At 60.9% G+C, this 22,672-nt stretch carries 17 protein-coding genes; 9 read left to right on the top strand and 8 right to left on the bottom strand.

The genetic code is table 11. The features are described from left to right. Positions 1 to 83: 83 nt before the first annotated feature. The 4 genes from QO005_RS22295 to QO005_RS22310 are packed head-to-tail and all read right to left on the bottom strand — an operon-like array spanning position 84 to position 4,130. Positions 84 to 902, bottom strand: coding sequence for an ABC transporter permease subunit (locus tag QO005_RS22295; RefSeq protein WP_307160232.1), 819 nt, complete (start codon positions 900 to 902; stop codon positions 84 to 86). 3 nt (positions 903 to 905) lie between these two features. Further along, a complete protein-coding gene (locus tag QO005_RS22300) occupies positions 906 to 1,814 on the bottom strand; it encodes an ABC transporter permease subunit (protein WP_307160233.1) in 909 nt (302 codons plus the stop codon). Between the two features lie 9 nt (positions 1,815 to 1,823). After that, complete coding sequence (locus tag QO005_RS22305) at positions 1,824 to 2,975, bottom strand: ABC transporter ATP-binding protein (protein ID WP_307160234.1); 1,152 nt, start codon at positions 2,973 to 2,975, stop codon at positions 1,824 to 1,826. Positions 2,976 to 3,029: 54 nt separating this feature from the next. Further along, positions 3,030 to 4,130: a polyamine ABC transporter substrate-binding protein gene (locus QO005_RS22310; RefSeq protein ID WP_307160235.1), complete on the bottom strand. Its 1,101-nt coding sequence runs from the start codon at positions 4,128 to 4,130 to the stop codon at positions 3,030 to 3,032. 251 nt (positions 4,131 to 4,381) lie between these two features. Here QO005_RS22310 and QO005_RS22315 point away from each other — a divergent pair, with 251 nt between their 5' ends. Continuing rightward, a complete protein-coding gene (locus tag QO005_RS22315) occupies positions 4,382 to 5,365 on the top strand; it encodes a hypothetical protein (RefSeq protein ID WP_307160236.1) in 984 nt (327 codons plus the stop codon). Positions 5,366 to 5,370: 5 nt separating this feature from the next. Here QO005_RS22315 and QO005_RS22320 read toward each other — a convergent pair whose 3' ends face one another. After that, on the bottom strand, positions 5,371 to 6,789 hold the full coding sequence (locus QO005_RS22320) for a helix-turn-helix domain-containing protein (protein ID WP_307160237.1): 1,419 nt from the start codon (positions 6,787 to 6,789) through the stop codon (positions 5,371 to 5,373). 219 nt (positions 6,790 to 7,008) lie between these two features. Between QO005_RS22320 and aceA the strand changes: the two genes are divergently transcribed. Together aceA and QO005_RS22330 are read left to right on the top strand one after the other, a co-directional pair. Continuing rightward, positions 7,009 to 8,298, top strand: a complete 1,290-nt coding sequence (gene aceA, locus QO005_RS22325) for an isocitrate lyase (RefSeq protein WP_307160238.1) — start codon at positions 7,009 to 7,011, stop codon at positions 8,296 to 8,298. 44 nt (positions 8,299 to 8,342) lie between these two features. Beyond that, on the top strand, positions 8,343 to 8,603 hold the full coding sequence (locus tag QO005_RS22330) for an SMc00767 family acetate metabolism repressor (protein WP_307160239.1): 261 nt from the start codon (positions 8,343 to 8,345) through the stop codon (positions 8,601 to 8,603). Between the two features lie 94 nt (positions 8,604 to 8,697). Here QO005_RS22330 and QO005_RS22335 read toward each other — a convergent pair whose 3' ends face one another. The 3 genes from QO005_RS22335 to QO005_RS22345 form a co-directional block, all read right to left on the bottom strand. Beyond that, a complete protein-coding gene (locus QO005_RS22335; RefSeq protein WP_307160240.1) occupies positions 8,698 to 11,223 on the bottom strand; it encodes a methyl-accepting chemotaxis protein in 2,526 nt (841 codons plus the stop codon). A gap of 413 nt (positions 11,224 to 11,636) precedes the next feature. Then, positions 11,637 to 11,777: a hypothetical protein gene (locus tag QO005_RS22340; protein WP_307160241.1), complete on the bottom strand. Its 141-nt coding sequence runs from the start codon at positions 11,775 to 11,777 to the stop codon at positions 11,637 to 11,639. 194 nt (positions 11,778 to 11,971) lie between these two features. Further along, the gene (locus QO005_RS22345; protein ID WP_370878140.1) at positions 11,972 to 13,102 is read right to left on the bottom strand and encodes a BaiN/RdsA family NAD(P)/FAD-dependent oxidoreductase; all 1,131 of its coding nucleotides are present in this window, start codon (positions 13,100 to 13,102) and stop codon (positions 11,972 to 11,974) included. Positions 13,103 to 13,345: 243 nt separating this feature from the next. On the opposite strand from QO005_RS22345, the gene QO005_RS22350 reads away from it, so the two are divergent. The 6 genes from QO005_RS22350 to QO005_RS22375 all read left to right on the top strand — a co-directional run bounded on the left by QO005_RS22350 (position 13,346) and on the right by QO005_RS22375 (position 22,409). After that, complete coding sequence (locus tag QO005_RS22350) at positions 13,346 to 14,782, top strand: glutamine synthetase family protein (protein ID WP_307160243.1); 1,437 nt, start codon at positions 13,346 to 13,348, stop codon at positions 14,780 to 14,782. Positions 14,783 to 14,858: 76 nt separating this feature from the next. After that, complete coding sequence (locus tag QO005_RS22355) at positions 14,859 to 16,142, top strand: NAD(P)/FAD-dependent oxidoreductase (protein WP_307160244.1); 1,284 nt, start codon at positions 14,859 to 14,861, stop codon at positions 16,140 to 16,142. Positions 16,143 to 16,238: 96 nt separating this feature from the next. Next, positions 16,239 to 17,711 carry a glucose-6-phosphate dehydrogenase gene (gene zwf, locus QO005_RS22360; RefSeq protein WP_307160245.1) on the top strand — a complete coding sequence of 491 codons (1,473 nt, stop codon included), beginning with the start codon at positions 16,239 to 16,241 and terminating at the stop codon, positions 17,709 to 17,711. Positions 17,712 to 17,722: 11 nt separating this feature from the next. Next, complete coding sequence (gene pgl / locus QO005_RS22365; protein ID WP_307160246.1) at positions 17,723 to 18,418, top strand: 6-phosphogluconolactonase; 696 nt, start codon at positions 17,723 to 17,725, stop codon at positions 18,416 to 18,418. 266 nt (positions 18,419 to 18,684) lie between these two features. Further along, entirely contained in the window at positions 18,685 to 20,502 is a 1,818-nt protein-coding gene (edd, locus tag QO005_RS22370; protein ID WP_307160247.1) for a phosphogluconate dehydratase, read from the top strand. Between the two features lie 230 nt (positions 20,503 to 20,732). Further along, positions 20,733 to 22,409, top strand: coding sequence for a methyl-accepting chemotaxis protein (locus QO005_RS22375; protein ID WP_307160248.1), 1,677 nt, complete (start codon positions 20,733 to 20,735; stop codon positions 22,407 to 22,409). Positions 22,410 to 22,672: the final 263 nt, after the last annotated feature.

The raw sequence follows: 22,672 nt of genomic DNA on the forward strand, positions 1-22,672 counted from the left end.
GATTTAAGGATAAAATTATGCAGCAGATTTAAAGCGTTACAGCGCCGTGCGCCATATATGGCGCACGGCGCTGTATATAAATCTTACCCCGCCGCCCGCGCGGCAAGATGCTCATCCCGCTGCCGCTGGACTTCGCGCCGTTTGGTGCCGATGGAGGCAGCAATGACGCCGAGGGTGACGACGGCGATCAGCAGCGTGCAGACCGCGTTGATTTCCGGCGTGACGCCAAGGCGCACCTGCGAATAGATCTTGATCGGCAGGGTCGTGGCGCCGGGACCCGTCGTGAAGCTCGAAATGACGAGATCGTCCAGCGACAGCGTGAAGGCCAGCATCCAGCCAGAAACCACCGCCGGCAGGATCAGCGGCAGGGTGATACGGAAGAAGGTGCGAACCGGCGGGCAGCCGAGATCGAGGGCCGCCTCCTCCAGGCTGCGATCGAAGGTCAAGAGCTTCGACTGCACGACGATGGCCACATAGCACATGGTGAAGGTGATATGCGCCAGCGTCACCGTGACGATGCCGCGATCGACATCCATGGCCACGAACAGCAGGAGCAGCGACAGGCCGGTGATCACCTCCGGCATGACCAGCGGCGCATAGACCATGCCGGAAAACAGGAGCCGCCCCGGAAACCGGCCAAACCGCACCAGCGCCAGCGCCGCCAGCGTTCCGAGCAGCGTGCCGAGGCTTGCGGAAACAAGCCCCACCCTGAGCGTCACCCAGGCTGCATCCAGCAGGCTCTGATTATGCCAGAGCTCGCCATACCAGCGGGTGGAAAACCCGCCCCAGACCGTCACCAGTTTCGAATCATTGAAGGAATAGATGATGAGGATGAGGATCGGCACATAGAGAAAGGCAAAGCCGAGGGTGAGGATGATCGGGTCCAGGCGTCCGGGCTTCATGGCTCACACCACCTTCTTCTGCTGGTTCTGGAAAATCGCGATCGGCACCACGAGAATGAGGAGCAGCAGCACCGCCACGGCAGACGCCAGCGGCCAGTCGCGATTGCCGAAGAATTCCGTCCACAGCGTCTTGCCGATCATCAGCGTATCGGCGCCGCCGAGAAGATCGGGGATCACGTATTCTCCGGTGATCGGGATGAAGCAGATCATCGCCCCCGCCACCACGCCCGGAAGGGACAGCGGAAAGGTGATGCGCCAGAAAGCCTTCCAGGGCGGGCAGCCGAGATCGCTGGCCGCTTCCAGCAGCGTCCCGTCCAGCTTTTCCAGCGCCGAATAAAGCGGCAGCACCATGAAGGGCAGATAGGAATAGACGATGCCGATGAAGACCGCCGTATCCGTCTGATAGATATGCACCTGCTGGTCAGGGCCCAGAACATGCAGGCTTTGCAGGAGGAGCGTCAGCAGGCCCTCAGGCTTCAGAATGCCGATCCAGGCATAGACGCGGATCAGAAACGAGGTCCAGAAAGGCAGAATCACCATCATCACCAGCGTCGGACGCAGGTCCGACCGCGCCCGTGCCATGGCCAGCGCGATCGGATAACCGATCAGCAGCAGGAGCAGCGTGGAAATCGCCGCGATCCGCAGCGAGGAGATATAGGCTTCGACATACAGCGGATCGTCGCCCAGCATCCAGAAATTTTCGAGATCGAGCTGCGATAGAAAATCGCCGATTGCCGAAAATCCTTCGAAGACCGGCGTATAGGGCGGCATGGCAATCGCCGTGTCCGACAGCGAGATCTTCACGATGATGAAGAAGGGCGCCAGGAAGAACAGCGCCATCCAGAGATACGGGATAAGCACCACCAGCCAGCGGGCTCTTGACGTCTGCGGAAGCGTTTGCGGCTCTGCCATGAAAGCCCCCTATCGCGTCAAAAGCAGGCCGGCCTCTGCCGGCCAACTCAACCAGACCTGATCGCCATAGGTGATGGGGCGATCGACCAGCCGTGAAATATTGGCCTGCGCCGCCCGGAAGCTGCGTCCATCGGCAAGGCCGACGATGAAGATGGAGAAATCGCCGAGATAGCCGATATCCAGCACTTCGCCATGCAGCACATTGCTGGAGGTATCAGCAGGCGGGTCCTGCGAAATGCGGATCTTTTCCGGGCGGATGGCAAAGGCCACCGCTGTGCCGGGCGCTTGCCCGCACGGATACGCCACCACGGCCTCCAGCCCGCCATCACAGGCAATGCGCGACAGAAGCGGTGTTGCCCCCTCGCCCTGAAACCTGCCCTCAACGATGTTGATGTCACCGATGAAATCCGCCACATAGCGGCTGTTGGGCGCCTCGTAGATTTCCGCAGGCGTTGCCACCTGCATCAGTTCGCCCTTGTCCATCACCGCGATCCGGTCGGAGACAGTCATGGCCTCTTCCTGATCATGGGTGACGATCAGGAAGGTCAGCCCCAGCGTGTGCTGAATATCCATGAGCTCGAATTGCGTTTCCTCCCTGAGCTTGCGGTCCAGCGCGCCCAGCGGCTCGTCGAGCAGCAGCACCTTGGGCCGCTTGGCAAGCGAGCGCGCCAGCGCCACGCGCTGCCGCTGGCCGCCGGAAAGCTGGTTGGGTTTGCGGCGGGCAAATTCCTCAAGCTTGACCAGCTTGAGCATTTCCGCCACCCGCGCCTCGATCTCGCCCTTGGGCAGATTGTCCTGCTCAAGACCGAAGGCAATGTTCTTCGCCACCGTCATGTGCGGGAAGAGCGCATAAGACTGGAACATCATATTGGTGGGGCGACGGTAGGGCGGCACGCCGGAGAGATCCTTGCCCTGAAGCAGGATACGTCCCTCGGTCGGCTCCTCGAAGCCCGCCAGCATGCGCATCAGCGTGGTCTTGCCGCAACCGGAGGGACCAAGCAGCGAGAAGAATTCCTTCTCGTAAATGTCGAGCGTCAGGTTCTTCACCGCCGTGAACGGACCGAAGCGCTTGGTGACATTTTCAAACCGGATGAACGGCTTTTCAGCCGGATCGGTCCAGGGTGCGAAGCTGCGTTTGACCGGCCCCAAGGATTTCGCCATCTGTCTACCCCTTGTCAAAGAAGAACGGGGCTTTCTCAGCCCCGTTCTATATCGTTACTTGCCGGTCTTGATCTGCGTCCAGAGCCGGTTCAGCACACGCTGGGATTTCGGATCGTAGGGCGAGATGGTGAAAAGCCGCTTCAGCGTCGCCTCATCCGGATAGACGGACGGGTTATTGAAGACATCCGGGCTGATCAGCTTCTGCGAGGCCAGATTGCCATTGGCATAGGCCACGAAATCGGAAGCCTTGGCGATAACCTCCGGCTTCATGAGGTAATTGATGAAGGCATGGGCTTCCTCGACATTCTTGGCGTCAGCCGGAATGGCGAAGTTGTCGAACCACATATAGGTGCCTTCCTTGGGGATCACATAGGCGATCTCCACACCGTTCTTGGCCTCCTCGGCCCGGTGCTTGGCCTGGACGATATCTCCCGACCAGCCGATGGTGGCGCAGATGTCGCCATTGGCGAGATCATTGATATAGGCGGCGGAATTGAAGGTCTTGGCGTAGGGCCGGATGGCGGAATAGACCTTGGCGCCCGCTTCCAGATCCGCCGTCTTCTTGCTGTCGGGATCCTTGCCGACATAGTTCATGGCAATGGCGAAGGTTTCATCCGAAGCATCGAGGATGTTGAGCCCGCACTGCTTCAGCTTCTTGGCGTTTTCCGGCTTGAAGATGAAATCCCAGCTATCGACCTTCACATCATCGCCGAAGATCTGCTTGATCTTCTTGACATTGTAGCCGATGCCGGTGGTGCCCCACATGTAGTTCACGGCATACTGGTTGCCGGGGTCGTATTTGGCCAGACGGTCCATGACCTGCGGCCACATGTTGGAAAGGTTCGGCAGCTTCGACTTGTCGAGCTTCTGGAACACGCCCGCCTGGATCTGCCGGGCCAGGAACGGGCCGGTCGGCACCACCACGTCATAGCCGGACCCGCCGGCGAGCAGCTTGGTTTCCAGCAGGTCGTTGTTGTCGAACACGTCATAGACGACCTTGATGCCGGTTTCCTTGGTGAAGTCCTCCAGAATCTGCGGATCGATATAATCCGACCAGTTGTAGACATGGACCTCCCGGTCGGCGGCCTTGGCGGACACACCGGCAAAAAGGGCCGTCAAGGCGACGGCGGTGATGCGGAGCACAGCGGATGTCATGATTTCTCCTGTCTTCGGGGCCTGCGAAGCAAGACCTGCGTTCCCTTTGTTTTTCTTCAGACTAAAAAGGAAAATCGCCGCCGACAAGCGCAAAATACCGTGGCGCAGCATGCAGGGATCATCTTGACCATCCCGTGGCGACACCGGTGCAAAGAGGTAGACGTCAAAAACGGAGCTGCGCAAGGCAGCATCAACCCTTCATAAACAACCTATGGTTTAGATAGAGCCACAACTCACAAAAAGGTGTATTCATGAGCGATACCAATGTGAATTACGGCACCATTCTCGCCGCAGGCGATTTTGTCACCGGTGTGCGCCAGGATGGCGGTGACGGCCATCCGGTCGTCCTGACCGGCAACCAGCCGGTCGAAGGCGGACAGCCGCAGGCACTTCTCTACCGCGGCCCTCTCTTCCCCACGGCCAGTTCCGGCTATGCGCCCCTTACGCCGAAATTCACGGGTGAAACCGTGACCACCTCCACCTTTTACGGGCCGAACACGCCCCTCTTCAATCCCGGGATCGGCCAGGGCAATGTCCGCGCCGTCGGCAGTTATAAATATGCCGAGGCCCCGGAGCCCAAGGCCGATCATGGCATGATGTATGAAGGCCCCTTCGACGGCACGGGGACCTGGACCAATCTCGACGTTCCGGAAGAGATTGCCGGCGGCGCGGTCTCTTCGACCATTCCCCACAGCACCATGGGCGATCTGGTGGTGGGCAATTTCGACCTTGCCGACAAGCCGGGCTCGGCCAGCGCCTTCATCTACGATATGCGCAGCAGAAACTTCATCAAACTGAGCCTCGGGCCGCTCACCACGGCCTATGGCATCTGGCAGAACGGCGGCGATGGCAGCCATGCCTATACGATTGTCGGCGGCTACAAGGGTGAGGAAGGCCTCAATCTCGGTTTCGTGCTGGATTACGATTGCGCATCGCAGGCCATCAGCCATGTCACCACCTATAGCTATGACGGCAAGCCGGGCATCGTCACCCATTTCGAAGGCATCAGCGGCATTGCCGATGGCTACAGCCTGGCCGCCACCACCGACGCCGGCGCGGCCTATGTGATCATCAAGCGCAGTGAAACCGGCGGCTTCGGCAAGGCGCACTGGGTTCCCGTCGCCTATCCCGGCAGCACCGGCGTCTCCACCGGCAATACGGTGATCGACAACAAGCTGATGGGCATCATGACCACATCCGCTGGCGTCCAGGCCTATCTCGCCACCATCGGCTGATATCGTCACTGGAAGTCGAACACACTCAGCCCTGCCGCCATCTCATCGAGACCGAGCGGCCTTGTCATCGGCGGCTCGGCCCGGGAGAGACAGCCTTGCCGCTCGCACAGACGGCAGGCGGGGCCGATCTCCAGGGATCGTGACAGGGCCTCGCCATAGACGGTGGCGGCGGCCTCGGTCAGGGGACAGCCAAGCATCAGCGCCGTGCGCCGTGGCCGCTCGTGAAAAGCAGCCTGCGGCCCTTCCAGCGTCCGGGATACGGTGAGAAACGTCGCGCCATCCGGCAAGGTCACGGCCTCCGCCAGCACCTGCCCCGGCTGGGAAAAGGCCGCATGCAGGTTGAGCTTCGGGCACTGCCCGCCAAAGGCCGCGCGCGGAAAGCCCTGTGCGCCTGCCCGGCGCAGAACATTGCCGGCGCTGTCGATTTCCATCAGAAAAAACTGCGGCCCCGCCCCACCCGGAGATGAGGCGGGTCTTTGCAGGCTGACCAGACGGGTGGCCGCCTGCTCATAGGAAACGCGAAAGCGGGCGCGCAGCACATCGATGTCATAGCGCGCCCGCTCGGCGGCGGGCTGGAAGGTCGAGAGCGGCATGATCAGCGCATGCGCCGCATAGCGCGCCAGTTCGAAGCGGGCGAGCCGCCGCGCCTCGCCGGAGGTCAGCGGCAAGCCCGCCAGCACGGCATCGATTGCTTCGGGAAAGGCCATGAGCGCCGTTTCCATCGCCACTTCCCGCAGCTGATCGAAGGGGGAGAGCCGGTCCGACAGGAAAAGCCGCAGGGAATGCCGGTCATAGCGGCGGCGCAGCGTCGGCATGACATGCACCGGCAGCGACCGCACCACGATGCCATGTGTCTTGCGCAGCCATTCCTTCAGCCGGGTTTCCAGCTCCTCCCCCGGGGCAAGAGCGGCGTAGAACGCCTCCACCGCCGCCTCGATGCCCGGGAAATGAAAAGGCCGCGCCTCCAGCACATCCCGCACCTCGTCCATCGGCAGGCGGGCGGAAGACAGCGCCGTTTCATGCCCTTCCCTCGCCAGAAGCTCGGCCAGATCCGAAAGCCGCTTGGCCTGTTCGCGATAGGCGCGGTAGAGCTTCACCACACCGGCAGCGGCATTGGGGGCGGCTTCCGCCAGCTCCGACAATTCCTGTTCGCCGGGAATTTCACCCGCCAGCAGCGGATCGGAAAACACCTCGCGGAGCGGCCCCACCCCGCCCGCATCGCCTTGCAGCGCATCGGGCTCCACCTTGTAGACGGCGGCCAGCTTGACCAGCAACTGCACCGTCAGCGGCCTTTGATTGCGCTCGATGAGATTGAGATAGGAGGGCGAGATGCCAAGCCCCTCCGCCATGGCCGTCTGGGTCAGATCCAGTTCCCGGCGAATGCGCCGCAATCGCGGACCGGCAAAAATCTTGCGCTCTGCCATGCAGGCCTCTTTGACAGGATTTCACAAACTTCGGACTTTTACATTTTTTACAAATTTACAATGGCAGCTTGTGAAAGACAAGACAACCTAACCCCTTTCAAAGCCTCATTTATACGTTTCTTCTTGGGATATTTTGCAGCGCATTGTAAATTCCAAGACATCAGAACGCGGCCAGAAAGATGAAGGAATGGCCGCCTGGAGAGTGAGAGGGAGCCAGTCATGACTGATTTTTACACACTTGTCCCCACCGCGCCCAAGGGCCGCTTCGAGGGCATTGAGCGCAGCTATACCGCAGAAGATGTCAAGCGCCTGCGCGGCTCGGTCGAGATCCGCCATACCCTGGCGGAAATGGGGGCGAACCGCCTGTGGCAGCTCATCCATGAAGACGATTTCGTCAACGCGCTGGGCGCCCTCTCGGGTAATCAGGCCATGCAGATGGTCCGGGCCGGGCTGAAGGCGATCTATCTCTCCGGCTGGCAGGTGGCTGCCGATGCCAATACGGCCTCCGCCATGTATCCCGACCAGTCGCTCTATCCGGCCAATGCCGCCCCCGAGCTTGCACGGCGCATCAACCGCACCCTGCAACGGGCCGACCAGATCGAGACGCAGGAAGGCAAGGGGCTTTCGGTCGACACCTGGTTCGCGCCGATCGTCGCGGATGCCGAAGCCGGCTTTGGTGGACCCTTGAACGCCTTCGAGATCATGAAGGCCTTCATTGAGGCCGGTGCGGCGGGCGTTCACTATGAGGACCAACTGGCCTCGGAGAAGAAATGCGGCCATCTGGGCGGCAAGGTTCTGATCCCGACCGCGGCGCATATTCGCAACCTCACCGCGGCACGGCTTGCCGCCGACGTCATGGGCACGCCAACGCTGATCATTGCCCGCACGGATGCGGAGGCCGCCAAGCTTCTGACCTCGGATATCGACGAGCGCGACCAGCCCTTCGTCGATTACGATGCCGGACGCACCCCGGAAGGCTTCTATCAGGTGAAAAACGGCATCGAGCCCTGCATTTCCCGCGCCATTGCCTATGCGCCCTATTGTGACCTGATCTGGATGGAAACCTCCAAGCCGGATCTTGCCCAGGCCCGCCGCTTTGCGGAAGCCGTGCACAAGGTGCATCCCGGCAAGAAGCTCGCCTATAACTGCTCGCCTTCCTTCAACTGGAAGAAAAACCTGGATGACGCCACCATTGCCATGTTCCAGCGGGAACTGGGCGCCATGGGCTACAAATTCCAGTTCATCACGCTCGCCGGTTTCCATCAGTTGAACTACGGCATGTTCGAACTGGCACGCGGCTACAAGGACCGGCAGATGGCCGCCTATTCCGAATTGCAGGAGGCGGAATTCGCCGCCGAGATCAACGGCTACACTGCCACCAAGCACCAGCGCGAAGTGGGCACCGGCTATTTCGATGCGGTCTCGCTGGCAATTTCCGGCGGCAAGTCTTCCACCACCGCCATGAAGGAATCCACCGAGCACGACCAGTTCCGCCCGGCGGCTGAATAAATAAACCCGTTCAAGAACCCCGCGACAACGAGAGGAGAAATGCCATGACCCCACAGACCCGCGTCAAGGAGCGCGCCGAGGAGCAGTCCTGCGCCATGAACAATGACCAGCAGGCGCTGATCCGCATGCTCGCCAACGATTTGCACCGCCTGAACCATTCAGTGATGAAGGCGGTCGAGGCCGGGGTTTCGGTCGAGCTGGTGCGCTCGGCCCGCCATCACGGGGGTGATGGCAATTGGGGTGACTTGTTGATCCCCATCGTCGTGACGCGGCAAGAGGCCGGCAAGGCAAGCCACGCGGCCTGACAGTCCGTCCAATAATCGCCCCTGGCCGTCTGCAAATGGCAAAAGAAGACCGCGCGAGTGTCCCGGCGCGGTCTTCTGTTCTTCCGCAGGTCAATCAGGCGGCAAAGCGCCCGGCCTGCCGCGCTGCCTGCTCCGTGCGGAACTGCTGCAGCAGCAGGACGAGCTGGTCGGCCTCCTCTGCCAGTTGACGGCTGGCGGCGCTGGTTTCCTCCACCATGGCGGCATTCTGCTGGGTCAATTGGTCCATCTGGTTGACCGCGCTGTTGACCTCTCCCAGCGCCGAGGACTGGTCGCGGCTGGTGGCGGCAATGCCCTCCACCCGCTCACTGATGGTGGAGATCTGCTTGCCGATCGCCGTCAGCGCGGCGCCGGTTTCCTGCACCAGCTTGGCACCGGCGGTAACCTCGGTGGTGGAGGTATGGATGAGCGCCTTGATTTCCTTGGCCGCACCGGCAGACCGCTGCGCCAGTTCCCGCACCTCCTGGGCCACCACGGCAAAGCCTTTGCCCGCCTCACCGGCGCGGGCGGCTTCCACGCCGGCATTCAACGCCAGAAGATTGGTCTGGAAGGCAATCTCATCGATCACGCCGATGATCTGCTCGATCCGGCCCGAGGCCTGCTCGATCCGGCCCATGGCAGCAATGGCATTGCCGACCACGACGACCGAGCTTTCGGCCTGATCGCGGGTCTCGCCGACCAGGCTGTTGGCAAGGCGGGCCTGTTCGGCGGCAGAGCGCACATTGTTGGTGACTTCACCGACAGCGGCAGCGGTTTCCTCCAGCGAGGCGGCCTGGGTTTCGGTGCGGCGGGAGAGATCGTCCGCCGCCTGCGACATCTGCCGGACATTGCCCTGGATGGCCACCACATTGCCCTTGATCTGCGACAAGGTTTGCTGGAGACGGGTAAGCGAGCGGTTGAAATCCAGCCGCAACCGTTCCAACTGCCCGGCAAAGGGCGTGTCGATGGTTACGGAGACATCGCCACCGGCCAGCCGTTCCAGCCCTTCGGCCAGGGCCGCCACGGCAAACTGCACCTGCCGCTCGGCATCCTGCTTTTCGGCATCGTTGCGCTGACGCTCGGCTTCAGCGGCGGCCCGCTCTTCTTCGCTCCTGGCTTCGATGCGCAGTTTCGCCTCGGCATTGTCCTTGAATACGCCGAGCGCGCGCGCCATGTCGCCGATTTCGTCGGCACGGGTTTCACCGGCGATGTGGGTTTGCAGATCACCGGAGGCCAGCCGCCGCATGGCGGCAGTGATCTGCCCGATCGGCCCCTTGAAGGTCACCACGAGGCCGATGCCGGCAAAGATCGCAATCACGATGCCAAGCCCCGTGGCCAGCACGGAAATCGTATTGGCGCGGTCGCGTTCGACATCGGCGGCCTCCTGCTGCACGGCGGCAAAGCCGGTGAGCTTCGACCAGAGCTGATCGATTTCGGTTGCCGAGGTCTTGAAGGCGCGATCCCTCTCCGCCGACAGGGCGAGAAGCCGGGACATCTTGGCGGAAAGCGTCTCCGCCTGCGGCCCGATGGCGGCAAAGCGAGCCTTCACATCCGCAGCCAGCCCGTCGCCACTGGCAAGGGCAGAGGCGCGGCGGCTGAGGCTGCCCAGTGCAGCCTCCAGCTTCTGGCCGTTATCATCGGAAGCATTGGCGAGAAAACGGGATCCGCGCAGCTGAACGGAATCCACCACCTCCACCAATTGCCGCGTGGCATCGAGAAGGGCCGTCGCCTCGGCAATCGGCTGGTCCAGCGAGCCGAAGACCTGGGTGGCGTCGCGCGCCTTGAGGGATGCGGCCCCCTGAAGACGGATGGAGGCCGGGCGCATGAGATTGACCGCCCGGTCGATGGCGCCGACAGTGGCTTCATTGGCCACGCCGATATCCAGTTGCTCGCGGATCAGCTTGACGTTGTCGACAATGCCCTGCCCCACCATCTTCTGATCGGCGGGCAGTGCGGCGAGGATGGCCTCGCTGGCCGTGGTCAATTCGCCGATCTTCTGCCGGAAAAGGTCGAACTTGGCATCCAGTGCCGTCTGGGCGTTGAAATCGGTGACCAGCTTGGCAATCAGCGCCGAACCGCGCGTCAGCTTTTCCGCCTCGCGCAGCATGGTCTTGGCCTTGGCCTCGTCTCCCGCCGTTGCGGCGCGCACGCCTTCGGCATAGCGCGACAGGTCCGACTGCTGGCTGGCCAGCGTCGTCAGTGTCTTTTCCATATCCTGGCGCAGCGCCATTTCATCCCGGTAAAGGCCCCACAGCCGGTTGACCTGATCCGACATGGCTGTGGTGCCGGAGACCGCCGCCTCGATTTCCGCCTGCCCCTCGGCCCCCTGAATGGCGCCTTGCAACCCGCGCAGAACCTCAAGCTGGCCACTGACCTTGCGATCGAGCGCCGCCTTGTTCTCCTCGCTGGTTTGCTGCAGGAAAAGCGTCATGCCGGCATAGACATTCTTGAAACCGCTCAGCGCCTTCAGCACCGAGGCCGACATTTCCATGCGCCCCTGCAACAGGCTGGAGGCGTAAAAGCCCGTGAACCCCACAGCCGAAAGACTGAGAATGAAAGGAATAATGAAGACCAGAACCTTTGTCTGGATCCGGAATCGCTGAAGCAGCCGATCAAAGAACATGAAGATTCCCCACTTTAGTGACGGCTAACGTATAGTTTATTCTCTATGTGCCGTAAGCGGTTTGTGGCACGCACCACCTAAAAATGTCTGAATGCGCGCAACCCGGAAGATTCACCGGGATCTTTTCAGGGGGGAATTAAGAGTAAAAGTTAATAGAAAATTGCTGCGGCGCAGCAATGGCACAGAAAACCGTAGATCGGCTATCATGGCAGTATCTGCGGCTTCATCAAGCGCGGCAGAGTCAATGTTAAGGGACACGTTGCGTATTTGAAAATCACGCACCGGGTTTTGAGAGGGTGATACCGCATGATCGGACCATCGCCTGAAGGCGATGGTTTGGTTTTGTCGCATCTTTCAAATCGACAAGCGCTCACACGCCTGTAGCAGACACGCATCAACCAACGACAAAAGGCTTAGCGGGCGAGAAGCGCCACCGCGTACACCAGCAGGGATGCGCCCATGCCCAGCATGGCCGTGCGAAAAATAACCTTGTTCAGATCTTCCCGGGCTTTTGCAATTGCTACGGCACGAGCCTTATGCGTGGGTCTGTTCATCGGCTGCACTTTCCCAAATTGAAGAGAGAATCGATCTCTCTTGCAGAGCCTAACCCCAATCCGCCGGAAACAACAGAAAATCAGCGGCGGTAAAGATCACGATGGCTCAGCAAAATTAATAAGTCTTGAAAAAAGCAGGCGAGAGTAAGGCGCATTTCATCAATGGCTAAAAAAGAATTGATGGAACGGAGTGATCAAGCCGCCAGCCCCGCCGCATGGCCGGAGGCCCAGGCCCACTGGAAATTATAGCCGCCAAGCCAGCCGGTAACATCGACACATTCGCCGATGAAATAGAGCCCCGGCACTGCCTTCACCTGAAGGGACTTCGAGTCGAGCGCGCCGGTATCGACGCCGCCCAGCGTCACCTCTGCCGTGCGGTAGCCTTCCGAACCGGCGGGCACCACCACCCAGTGCCGGAGGCTTTGCGCCAGCGCATCCAGCGCCTTGTCGCCGAGATCGGCCAGCGGCCGGGTCAGAGCCTGACGCTCCGCCACATACTGCGCCAGGCGCTTGGGCAGATGCTGGGCCAGCACTGTCTGCGCCGCCTGACGGCCATTCTCCCGCTTCGCCGCCTTCAGCAGCGCGGCAAAATCGACCTCCGGCTCGATGGTCAGCACGATGCCGTCCCCCTCCCGCCAATAGGAGGAGATTTGCAGGATGGACGGGCCGCTCAGGCCCCGGTGGGTGAAGAGCAGCGCTTCGCGAAACCGCGTCTTGCCGTGGCTTGCCTCGGCATCGACGGCAATGCCAGAGAGCGGCGCAAGTTCGGCCAACAGGTTGGGATCGAGCGTCAGCGGCACGAGGCCGGGGCGGGTTTCGACAAGCGGAAGACCGAACTGCTCGGCAATGCGATAGGCAAAGCCGGTGGCGCCCATTTTCGGAATGGATTTGCCGCCCGTGGCGATGATCAGCGATGAGGAGAGAATATCGCCCTCGCCCGTGCGGGCCAGGAAACCGGTCTCGGTCTTTTCCACCGCCTCCACCGCAACCTGTAGCTCAAGGACCGCACCGGCCTCCGCCAATTCCTTCAGCAGCATGCGGATAATGTCGCGGGCGCTATCATTGCAGAACAGCTGGCCCAGCGTCTTTTCATGCCAGCCGATGCCATGACGCTCCACCATTTTGAGAAAATCCCGGGGCGTGAAGCGCGCCAGCGCGGATTTGGCGAAATGCGGATTGGCCGAGAGATAGTTTTTCGGCTCCGCATGGATATTGGTGAAGTTGCAGCGGCCGCCGCCGGAAATACGGATTTTTTCGCCCGGCGCCTTGGCATGATCGATCACCAGCACCCGCCTGCCGCGCCGTCCGGCAAAGATGGCCGCCATCAGCCCGGCGGCCCCTGCTCCGATGATCAGCACATCCACCTGTTTCGCCAAGGTCCGGCTCCTTTTGATCCCGCCGTTTCCTTTGCGAATATGAAATCAATGTCAATTCCCTGCCGGTAGTTTGTTTTTCGCATTTCCGGACGGAAAACCGCTCCACACTTTTCCTGGAAATGATCGAGCCCTCTCGCCAATTCTTCTCAGGCCGTTATGATGGATGAAGGATCAACTCCAGTTCGGTGAGACATGCCTGCAAGAAAGACAATGCTCAGACCCAAAGGCGCAGCATCCAAGAAAACCCTGATGCCCCCGGACACCGACGGAAAGCGCGGCGTCAAGACCTGGAAGGAAGCCGCAAGCTGGTTGCGCGTGCGCGGCATCGAGGATATCGAATGCATCACCCCCGACCTTGCCGGGGTGCCGCGCGGCAAGATGATGCCCACCTCGAAATTCACCGGCAATACCTCGCTTGCCCTGCCATCGGCGCTCTACCGCCACACGATTTCCGGCGAATATCCGGATGAGACGGAAAACTTTCGCTACGATGCGCGCGACAACGACATCAAGCTGATGCCGGATCTCTCCACCCTCTCGGTGGTGCCCTGGGAAACCGACCCCACCGCGCAGGTAATCTGCGATATTGTCGATACCGATGGCAAGCCGGTGGGCTACACGCCGCGCAACGTGTTGAAAAACGTGCTGTCGCTCTATGAGAAAAAGGGCTGGAAGCCGGTGGTGGCGCCGGAAATCGAGTTCTACCTCGTTGCCAAGAATGACGACCCGGATTATCCGCTGCAACCGCCCAAGGGCCGGTCGGGCCGCTCCATTCTCGGCGGTCAGGGCTATTCCATTGCCGGGATCAACGAATTCGACGAACTGATCGACGATATCTACCACTTCTCGGAAAAGCAGGGTCTGGAAATCGACACGCTGATCCATGAGGAAGGCCCGGCGCAGCTCGAAATCAACCTGCGTCACGGCGATCCCATCGAGCTTGCCGATCAGGTCTTCCTCTTCAAGCGCACCATTCGCGAGGCCGCCCTCAAGCACGGCATCTACGCCACCTTCATGGCCAAGCCCATGCAGGGCCAGCCGGGCTCCGCCATGCATATTCACCAGTCCGTGGTGGATGTGGAGACGGGCAAGAATATTTTCTCCAATCCGGACGGGTCGCCGTCGAAAGAGTTCTTCGCCTTCATCGGCGGCATGCAGAAATATGTGCCGAATGCGCTGGTGATGATGGCGCCTTACGTCAATTCCTATCGCCGCCTGCAGCCGGACATGGCCTGCCCGGTCAACAATGCCTGGGGTTATGACAACCGCACGACGGCTTTCCGCGTGCCGATTTCCGATCCGCAGGCGCGGCGCGTGGAAAACCGGCTGCCAAGCTCGGATGCCAATCCCTATCTGGCGCTGGCCGCCTCGCTCGGCAGCGGCTATCTCGGCATCTGCAAGGCAATCGAGCCCACCGCGCCGACGGAGGATACAGCCAATGAGGGCTCCATCGAACTGCCGCGCGGCCTGCTGGAAGCCGTGGCGCTGATGGAGGACGAGCCGGATTTCGAGGAGGTCTTCGGGCGGGACTTCATCAATATCTATGCCGGCGTCAAACGGGGAGAATTTGAAACCTTCATGCAGGTGATCAGCCCGTGGGAGCGGGAATTCCTGCTGCTGAACGTGTGATCCGGAGTATCGTCCCGACAAAATCGGGAAGCGGTTTTCCATCCGGAAATACGGAAAATACTGGAAAGGAACTCCCATGTGGCAAAGCCCCATTGCACCGGGCCTGTCCTGGTATCAGGCCACCGTGGGCGAAAGGCCCCTTTATCCCGCCCTTGACGGCTCGATCACGGCGGATGCCGCCATTATCGGCGGCGGCTTTACCGGACTGCAGGCCGCTTTCACCCTGGCGAAAGCCGGTGTGAAGGTGGTGCTGATCGACGGCAACCGCTTCGGCGATGGCGCATCCGGCCGCAATGGCGGACAGTTCGGCACCGGCCAGCGCGCCTGGCCGGAGGAGTTGGAAGCCGAATTCGGCTTCGAGCGCGCCAAGGCGCTGTTTGACATGGCCGAGCACGCCAAGGCCTATCTTCTCGACTTTGCCCGCGAACACCAGATCGACATGGAATTCCTGCCCGGCCAGATGAATGTCGAGCACAAGAAGGGCAAGGAAAAGGACTATCGCGACAGCGTGGAGATCGCCGCCACCCGCTTCAACTATCCGCACATGCATTTCATGGACCGGCAGGAGACGGCGGAGCGGCTCGGTTCCACCCATTATCATTGCGGCATTTACGATATCGGCACCGGCCATATCCATCCGTTGAAACTGCTGGTGGGACTGGCGCGGGTGGCAGCCAATGCCGGTGCGCAGCTTTACGAGATGACGCCCGCCAAAGCCCTTCGCCAATCCGGCGGCAAGACGCTGATCGAGACCGGCAGGGGGACGATCACCGCCTCGAAGGTGCTGATTGCCACCAATGCCTATATCAACGGGCTGGAGCCGGTCACGAGCGCCCATGTCATGCCGATCCGCTCCTTCATTGGCGCAACCGTGCCGCTCGATGATTTTCCCGCTGTGATTCCGGGCCGTGAAGCGGTGGCCGACAGCCGCTTCGTGGTGCGCTATTTCCGCAAGAGCCGGGATGGCCGCCTGCTGTTTGGCGGACGCGAGGCCTATACCGCCGATAGCCCGCGCGACATTTCGAAGCATATCCGCAAGCAGATCGCCGAGATTTACCCGGCGCTGAACGAGATCGAGATCAGCCATGCCTGGGGCGGCTCGGTCGGCATCACCATGAACCGGCAGCCCTTTGCCCGGGAGGTCCTGCCGGGGGTGATTTCCGTCGCCGGTTATTCCGGCCATGGCGTGATGCTGTCAAATTATTGCGGTACGCTCTTTGCAAAATCGGTGCTGGGTCAGGCCTCGGAACTCGAGCTTTTCAAGGCACTGAAAATCCCGGCCTTCCCCGGCGGGGCACGTCTGCGTTCACCGCTTCTGTTCCTGGCGCTCAGCTGGTATGCGCTGCGGGACAGGTTTTGAAAAAGCCGGTGGCCCATAATTTTTCGGTCTCCCACTGGCCTTTTTAAATCGATTGAATTATAAGCCCACCAACGGACAAGAATGAGAGATGCGCGCATGAGCAGCCAGATTATTCCCGTCGAACCCTTTGACTATGTCGTCTTCGGGGGCACCGGCGACCTTGCCGAACGCAAGCTTCTGCCGGCGCTTTATCATCGCCAGCTCGCGGGTCAGTTGACGGAACCCACCCGCATCATCGGCGCCTCGCGCTCGCCCATGGCCCATGAGGAATATCGGGATTTCGCCCGCAAGGCGCTGAAGGAATTCCTGAAAGCCGACGAGTGGAGCGATGCGGAAGTCGATAAATTCTGCGCCCGCCTCTACTACATCTCCGTCGACGCCAAGTCCGACAAGGGCTGGGATGACCTGAAGAAACTGCTGGACCAGGGCAAGGACATCGTTCGCGCCTTCTACCTCGCCGTTTCGCCCTCGATCTTCGGCGACATTGCCGAGCGTATCCGCGATCACAAGCTGATCACCAAATCCACCCGCATCGTGGTGGAAAAGCCGATCGGCCGCGATCTCGTGTCGGCCCAGGCGCTGAACGACACCATCGGCAAGGTGTTCAAGGAAGAGCAGATCTTCCGCATCGACCACTATCTCGGCAAGGAGACGGTGCAGAACCTGATGGCGCTGCGCTTTGCCAACGCGCTTTACGAGCCGCTGTGGAATTCCGCCCATATCGACCATGTGCAGATCACGGTGGCCGAATCCGTCGGCCTCGAAGGCCGCGTGACCTACTACGACAAGGCGGGCGCACTGCGCGACATGGTGCAGAACCATATTCTGCAATTGCTCTGCCTCGTGGCCATGGAAGCCCCCTCCTCGATGAATTCCGAGGCGCTGCGCGATGAAAAGCTGAAGGTGCTGCGCGCCCTGAAGCCCATCGACACCGCCAATGTCGAAAAGATGACGGTGCGCGGCCAGTACAAGGCGGGCGCATCCGCTGGCGGCGCCGTGAAGGGCTATGCGGAAGAGCTGGAAGCGGCCTCCGACACCGAAACCTTCGTGGCCATCAAGGCGGAAATCAACAACTGGCGCTGGGCGGGCGTGCCCTTCTACCTGCGCACAGGCAAGCGGCTGGCGCAGCGGGTTTCGGAAATCGTCATCCAGTTCAAACCGATCCCGCATTCGATCTTCGATGAGGCCGCTGGCCGCATCGAGGCCAACCAGCTCGTCATCCGTCTGCAGCCGGATGAAGGCGTGAAGCAGTGGCTGATGATCAAGGATCCCGGCCCGGGCGGCATGCGCCTGCGCCATGTTCCGCTCGACATGAGCTTTGCCGAATCCTTCGGCGTGCGCAATCCCGATGCCTATGAACGCCTGCTGATGGACGTGATCCGCTCCAACCAGACACTGTTCATGCGCCGCGACGAAGTGGAAGCGGCATGGACCTGGGTGGACCCGATCCTGAAGGGTTGGGAGGAGATCGGTCAGCGTGCGCAGGGCTATACCTCCGGCACCTGGGGTCCGAGCCAGGCGATTGCGTTGATCGAGCGCGACGGCCGTACCTGGCATGAAGTGGACTGAGGAGCGACGGCATGGCGCATGAATTGCTGAGCTTCGACAATGGCGGCGCGCTTGCCGCCAGTCTGGCCGACAGGGTGGCGGCGGCACTGGCTGCGGCGGTTGCCGCCCGCGGCAAGGCCACGCTTGCCGTTTCCGGCGGCTCCACGCCCAAGGCGTTTTTCGAGGCGCTGTCGCAGAAGCCGATGGATTGGAGCAAGGTGTCCGTCACGCTGGTGGATGAACGCTTCGTGCCGGAAGACAATCCGCGCTCCAACCATCTGCTGGTCAAGACGCATCTTCTGAAGGGTAAGGCGGCAAAGGCCGGTTTCGTGCCGCTTTTCCATCCGGAAGCCGATATCGAGGCTGCCGCCAGGGTGGCGACACGGGAAACCGCGAGGCTGTTTCCCTTCGATGCCGTCATTCTCGGCATGGGGACGGATGGCCACACGGCCTCCTTCTTTCCCGGCGGCAATCATCTTGCGGAAGCGCTCGACCTTTCGGCCCCGCGCCGGGTTATGACCATGGAAGCGGCGGGCGCAGGCGAACCACGCCTGACCTTCTCCTTCTCGGCCCTGGCCGATGCGGGCCTGCTGGTGCTGCATATCGAAGGTGCGGAGAAGAAAGCGGTGCTGGAAAAGGCGCTTTCCGGCACGGATGAGGCGGAGATGCCGATCCGGGCCGTGCTTGAACGTGCGCCCGCAAAGACCGACATCTATTGGGCGCCGTGAGGCAGCCCACTTGCGGCCGCCCCCTGGGCGGCTGCAATAGGAACGACACATAATATCAAGGCTCGAAGATGCTAACGCATCCTCGCCTTGAAAGAATTTCGAATATCTCAAATGCATCAAGGGCTTGAGATATTCGAAAGGGGTGCCCGCAAAGGGCGATGGTGGCTGTAGAGCAGGAAATGCTCCATCCGCCGGTTTAACTGAAATCCACGTCCGGAAATCCATCCTCCCTTTCCGGGGCGTGCTTTGGGAAGGAAGCGTGTTCCATGAGTGCCGATCATCGCATTGAAGCCATCACCAAACGCCTCGTCGAAAGGTCTAAGCCGACGCGCGAGGCCTATCTAGACCGCGTTCGCCGGGCGGCCTCCAAGGGCGTGCACCGGGCCTCTCTCGCCTGCGGCAATCTTGCCCACGGCTTTGCCGTCTGTTCCCCCGGGGACAAGGCGGCGCTCGCCGGCGACACCGTCCCCAATCTCGGTATCATCACTGCCTATAACGATATGCTCTCGGCGCATCAGCCCTTCGAGACCTATCCGGCGCTGATCCGCGACGCCGCCCGCGAGGCAGGCGGCGTGGCGCAGGTGGCCGGCGGCGTTCCGGCCATGTGCGACGGCGTGACCCAGGGCCAGCCGGGCATGGAACTCTCGCTGTTTTCCCGTGACGTGATTGCCATGGCGGCAGGCATCGGCCTGTCGCACAATATGTTCGACAGCACGGTCTATCTCGGTGTCTGCGACAAGATCGTGCCCGGCCTGATGATCGCAGCCCTGACCTTCGGCCATCTGCCTGCCGTCTTCGTGCCCGCCGGGCCCATGACATCCGGCCTGTCGAATGACGAAAAGGTGCGGGTGCGCCAGCTTTATGCCGAGGGCAAGGTGGGCCGCGCCGAACTGCTGGAAGCCGAATCCAAGTCCTATCACGGCCCCGGCACCTGCACCTTCTACGGCACCGCCAATTCCAACCAGATGCTCATGGAAATCATGGGCTTCCACCTGCCGGGCGCGTCCTTCGTCAATCCCGGCACGCCGCTGCGCGATGCCCTGACCAAGGAGGCCGCCAAGCGCGCCCTGCAGATCACCGCGCTCGGCAATGAGTTCACGCCAGCGGGTGAGATGATCGATGAACGCTCGATCATCAATGGCGTTGTCGGCTTGCATGCCACCGGCGGCTCCACCAACCACACCATGCACTTGATTGCCATGGCGCGGGCGGGTGGCATTCAGCTGACCTGGCAGGATATTTCCGATCTCTCCGATATCGTGCCGCTTCTGGCCCGCGTGTATCCGAACGGGCTTGCCGATGTGAACCATTTCCACGCCGCAGGCGGCATGGGCTATCTCATCAAACAATTGCTGAAGGGCGGCTTGCTGCATGACGACGTGCGCACCGTCTATGGCCAGGGACTGGCCGCCTACACGATCGAGCCGAAGCTGAATGCCGACGGCACGGTGGCGCGCCAGCCCGCCCCTGAGGAGAGCCATGACCCCAAGGTTCTCGCCCGGATCGAAACGCCCTTCCAGGCCAATGGCGGCTTGAAGATGCTGACCGGCAATGTCGGCAAATCCGTCATCAAGATTTCCGCCGTCAAGCCGGAGCGGCACGTCATCGAGGCCCCGGCGCTGGTCTTCCATAGCCAGCAGGAGATGCAGGATGCCTTCAAGCGCGGCGAGTTGAACCGTGACTTCGTGGCTGTGGTGCGCTTCCAGGGACCAAAGGCGTGCGGCATGCCGGAACTGCACAAGCTGACACCCTCGCTCGGCGTACTGCAGGATCGCGGCCACAAGGTTGCCCTCGTCACCGATGGCCGCATGTCCGGCGCATCGGGCAAGGTTCCCGCCGCCATTCATGTGACGCCCGAGGCCGTGGATGGCGGGCCGATCGCGAAGATCAAGGACGGAGACATGGTGCGGCTCGACGCCATTGCCGGCACGCTGGAAGTTCTGGTGGATCAGCAGGAATTCGAGAGCCGGGAAGCTGTGACAATCGATCTCTCCGACAATGAATTCGGCATGGGCCGGGAATTGTTCGCTCCCCTTCGCCGGGTTGCAGGCCCTGCGGATATGGGGGCGAGCGTTCTCTATTGAGGGCGTCCTAACTTACATCCTGAAGCAGCTCCGCCAAAAAACCCGCAGCTTTTGCGGGTTTTTTCTGCAAAACCGAACAAATCCGGATTTTGCATTAACATTTGCGTTACTCCTAATATTTAATTTGTTTCCTGTGATCCGGGGGGCAACTTCTAGCGTATATGCTTTTCTTGCGCTCGGAAAACAAACCGCGAAGGACTCGTGGTGGGGGCTGAAGCGCAGGAGTTGCTATGTACGGGTTATCGAGAGAGACCAAATCGAAAGTCGAGGCGTTGGAAACGATCAACGCCAATATCATGATCGCGGATGCCAAGCTGAACATCCGCTATATGAACGGCGCCGTGAAGGCGCTTCTCAGCGAAGCGGAAAGCGACCTGAAAAAGGAATTGCCGCGCTTCGACATGCAGTCGCTGATCGGCAGCAACATCGACATCTTCCATAAAAATCCCAGCCACCAGCGCAACATGCTGGCAAACCTGAAAACCCAGCACCGCGCCACCATCTGGGTGGGCCAGCGGGCTTTCGACCTGATCGTCACGCCGCTGAAAAGCGGTGCGACCATCACCGGTTTCGTGGTGGAATGGGCCAATGCCAAGGAACGCCTGCTGAACCTCGACTTCCAGAACCAGATGGAGGCGATCAGCCGTGTCCAGGCCATCATTGCCTTTACGCCGGAAGGCAAGGTGATCAGCGCCAACCAGAATTTCCTGGATGCGCTCGGCTACCGACTGGAAGAAATCCAGGGTCAGAATCACAGCATGTTCGTGGACAAGGATTACGCGGCCTCCCCCGCCTATCAGGAGTTCTGGACAACGCTGCGCAGCGGCAAATATCAGGCGGAAGAATTTGTCCGTTACGGCAAGGGCGGCAAAAAGGTGGTGATCAATGCCTCCTACAACCCCATCCTCGATGAAAAGGGCCGGGTGACAAAGGTGGTCAAATTCGCTATGGACGTCACCGACCGCGTCTATGCCGTCGATACCATCGGGGCAGCCTTGGCCTCTCTTGCCGCAGGCGATCTTGCCGTCAAGCTGGACAAGCCCTTCGCGGCGGACTTCGAGTCCCTGCGCAACAATATGAACGAAGCGATTGCCCAGTTGAATGGCACGCTGTCTGCGGTCAGCCAGTCCACGGACCTGATCGATAGCGGTACACGGGAAATCAGCCATAGCGCCCAGGACCTGTCGAAGCGTACGGAGCAGCAGGCCGCCTCGCTGGAGGAAACCGCCGCCGCGCTCGATGAAATCACCGCCAATGTCAACAATGCCTCCAAGCGCGCCGAGGAAGCCCGGCATGCAACCCAGACCGCCGATGCCAGCGCCTCGCGCTCAGGCGAAATCGTCGCTGAGGCGGTCAATGCCATGGCGCGGATCGAGGCGTCGTCCAGTCAGATTTCCAATATTATCGGCGTGATCGACGAAATTGCCTTCCAGACCAATCTTCTGGCGCTGAATGCGGGCGTTGAAGCGGCGCGTGCAGGCGAAGCAGGCAAGGGCTTTGCCGTCGTTGCCCAGGAAGTGCGCGAACTTGCCCAGCGCTCTGCGCAGGCTGCCAAGGAAATCAAGGAATTGATCCGCAATTCCTCCGAGGAGGTTCGCAACGGCGTGAAACTGGTCAGCGAAACCGGCGACGCGCTGAAGACCATTCAGCAGAACATCGTCGCGGTGAACGAGCACATGCAGGCGATTGCAAGCTCGGCCCGCGAGCAGGCAACGGGACTTTCCGAAGTCAACACGGCCATCAACCAGATGGATCAGGTGACCCAGCAGAACGCCGCCATGGTGGAGGAATCCAACGCGGCCAGCGCAACCCTTGCCTCGGAAACCGACCGGCTGAGAAACCTGATCAGCCGCTTTCACTTGCAAGGCAATATCTCCATCCAGCCCGTCCAGCGCCGGGCCGCCTGAGGCGGGCTCCGAGAAAAACACGAACAGCAAAAGCCGGTCTCATTTCCTAGGAATGAGACCGGCTTTTTAGTGCTAGAGCCTGTCCGATGAATACGGGTTCACTGGACAGGCTCTAAGCTTCTGTTTTTACGCATTACCGAACGGAAAACCGCGACGACACTTTTCGTGGAAATGCTCTAGGCTGTAGTGACAAATTAGTTATTTGATCCATAGCATTATGCTGGCGAGCTTAATGAAACCGAGAAAGTTGGCGGCGAGTTTGT

The sequence above is a fragment of the Allorhizobium paknamense genome, from assembly GCF_030815125.1.
Taxonomy (GTDB): Bacteria; Pseudomonadota; Alphaproteobacteria; order Rhizobiales; family Rhizobiaceae; genus Allorhizobium; species Allorhizobium paknamense.